Source organism: Faecalimonas sp. LCP19S3_D12, from assembly GCF_052121495.1.
GTDB lineage: Bacteria > Bacillota > Clostridia > Lachnospirales > Lachnospiraceae > Faecalimonas.
Genome location: NZ_JBQKED010000096.1, coordinates 1 through 2,150, shown reverse-complemented (window position 1 = coordinate 2,150; position 2,150 = coordinate 1). Strand labels below are relative to the sequence as shown.

5 protein-coding genes are annotated in these 2,150 nt (G+C 34.0%); all 5 read right to left on the bottom strand.

Annotation, left to right across the window (positions count from 1 at the left end):
• Nucleotides 1-154: 154 nt before the first annotated feature.
• Complete coding sequence (locus ACTQXY_RS15320; protein ID WP_441660191.1) at nt 155-334, bottom strand: hypothetical protein; 180 nt, start codon at nt 332-334, stop codon at nt 155-157.
• A gap of 351 nt (nt 335-685) precedes the next feature.
• Entirely contained in the window at nt 686-844 is a 159-nt protein-coding gene (locus tag ACTQXY_RS15315) for an imm68 putative immunity domain-containing protein (protein WP_441660190.1), read from the bottom strand.
• Nucleotides 845-895: 51 nt separating this feature from the next.
• A complete protein-coding gene (locus ACTQXY_RS15310; protein ID WP_441660189.1) occupies nt 896-1,390 on the bottom strand; it encodes a hypothetical protein in 495 nt (164 codons plus the stop codon).
• 67 nt (nt 1,391-1,457) lie between these two features.
• Complete coding sequence (locus ACTQXY_RS15305) at nt 1,458-1,655, bottom strand: hypothetical protein (RefSeq protein ID WP_441660188.1); 198 nt, start codon at nt 1,653-1,655, stop codon at nt 1,458-1,460.
• Between the two features lie 64 nt (nt 1,656-1,719).
• Nucleotides 1,720-2,046 carry a DUF5713 family protein gene (locus ACTQXY_RS15300; protein WP_441660192.1) on the bottom strand — a complete coding sequence of 109 codons (327 nt, stop codon included), beginning with the start codon at nt 2,044-2,046 and terminating at the stop codon, nt 1,720-1,722.
• Nucleotides 2,047-2,150: the final 104 nt, after the last annotated feature.

Sequence of the window (2,150 nt, the reverse complement as noted above, 5' to 3'; positions counted from 1 at the left end):
ATAACCTGTAACTTTGTCTACATATTCAATTTTCAAAGCAGCCACCGTAAGATGGCTTTGTTGTGATACGATTAAGGTAATGGATAACCTCTACTTTTCATTTTCAATCTTATACTTCCTTTCTTACCCCTTTACGCCCCTTTTTGGAGCATATCTATTTTGAAAATTCTGCCTTAAAAATTCTGATAAATAATTTTATTTTCACAATTTCAATATTATACATGATACATCCTCTAATGTCAAGAATTCCGCTGGTTTTCCACACGACAAACGCATGCAACCCAATTACATACCGTTTTTTCTTAATCTTTTCTTTTTCTAACAATTCTTGCATAAAGAAACACCCCTTTTTCTTTAGTTTATCAGAAAAAAGGGTGTTCACAATTTATTTACTCATGCGTTTGTCGTGGAAAAGCCGTGTACTTGCTATTGACTGGATCGGCTAGGTTTGCTATCTGCTCGATAAACTAGAATTTTCTATTGTGCTATTCTTCTTTAATTCTTTCTTCAATGCTCCAATAATATGCATTATTTTTAGATATTCGGATTTGCTTCGTTTCATCTTTTCCAACTTCGAATATTTTAACTGACTTTGCAAGAATACTCAAAACTTAAGCATTTTCCACATCATTGTAAATAAGAACCAGTTTTTTGCATTCCATGTTTGAAAAGATAGTTTTACTATTCAGTAACCAATTAAGATACTTTCTATATGTCCATCACACTCTGCAAATATTTCGCTTAACGTAATCTCTGGTTTCTGCTTATCAATCAAATAATCCAACAGGGTCAAGCTGTCATCTGTACCACCAATGTAATTACCCCAATACTTTTCAATATACATGTTTATTCCCTCCCTATCAATACCGATTTTCCGCTCTGTTCGACTTTCCGGTTACTCTGTCAAGTCATAGGCTTCAAGAGTTTTTTTGGAATTGAACATTTTTATAGATGCTTCAAGCATTTCTTCAATATAATCGCCATCCCCCATTGTAGCAAAAAATAGAATGTCTTCTCTTCTAAAACCATTCTTTTCAAATATTTCTTCTGGAATTTCCTTAATATTCTTTTCCAATACAGAAAGCAGGGTTTCGGCAAAATTCCATTTTTCATCGGATGGCTCGCAAAAGTCAATTTCTTCGTCAGCATCAACAATATCAACAAGTGGCTGATATAAGAAATCTGGATAACTTGCATTTTCCCACTCAAAATACTCATCTATCTCAGTGCTGTAATCCCATGACATATAAAAACCGTAAAAGTCGTCAGTAGTGATAAAACTAATGGCACAGGCTTTTTCCCCTTTTGCATTTTGAAGTATCTTGTCAATTTCATTTGGTAATTCTTCAGAGCATTTTTGACGAAACTCTTTAAATACTGCTATATCCATTTTTTACTGCTATATCCATTTTTATTTTTCTCCTCGTCTTTTTATATCTGTCAATTCCGAAGTTATATCATTCATATATCTTTCCCATATAAAGAATTTGAGCAAATACCCGGAACTGAATAATATCCCATTTTATATCATTTGCACGAGCAACAGAGTAGTCCTCTATCCAACCTGCCATTTCACCAAAACCCATTCTACACTTCTGTTTTATCTTAAGTTGTATTTTTTTCTGTGCTAAAAGTATTTTCTTAGTATCATCCATAAACAATACTACTAACTTTCGATTTCTACCTTGCTCAACTCCTGATAACTAGGAAGTTAGTGAATTACCAATCTCTTTCCCGAATAGCCTCCTCTATATCAATAGGAATGTCAAACCATTCTAAGATGTAACCAACAGTTTCTCCGATACAATCACGCGCAACAGTTTCGATTTCACTGCCATTTTCATCAAACTCATCTTGTAAGTCGTTGATAGCACAGACTACCTCGTCCAACTTCTCCTGTACAATTTCAGTGTCTATTTCGCCATTTTCCAACAGGTCAATGACCTTTTGAAGTTCATCCTCTATTTTGTCCACTAAGAAGTTGGGAAAATATTCGTCTTGGTACATTTCGTCCAATAACTTATAATTTGTGTCAAATGCTTTCATTGTTATATCCATTCCTTTCGCTTCGCTCAGGCACAAAACGTAATGAAAATGTTTCCCTGAGCTTATTTTTTCTTTATAATTCTTCTTGTAGGGAACTCGGTATA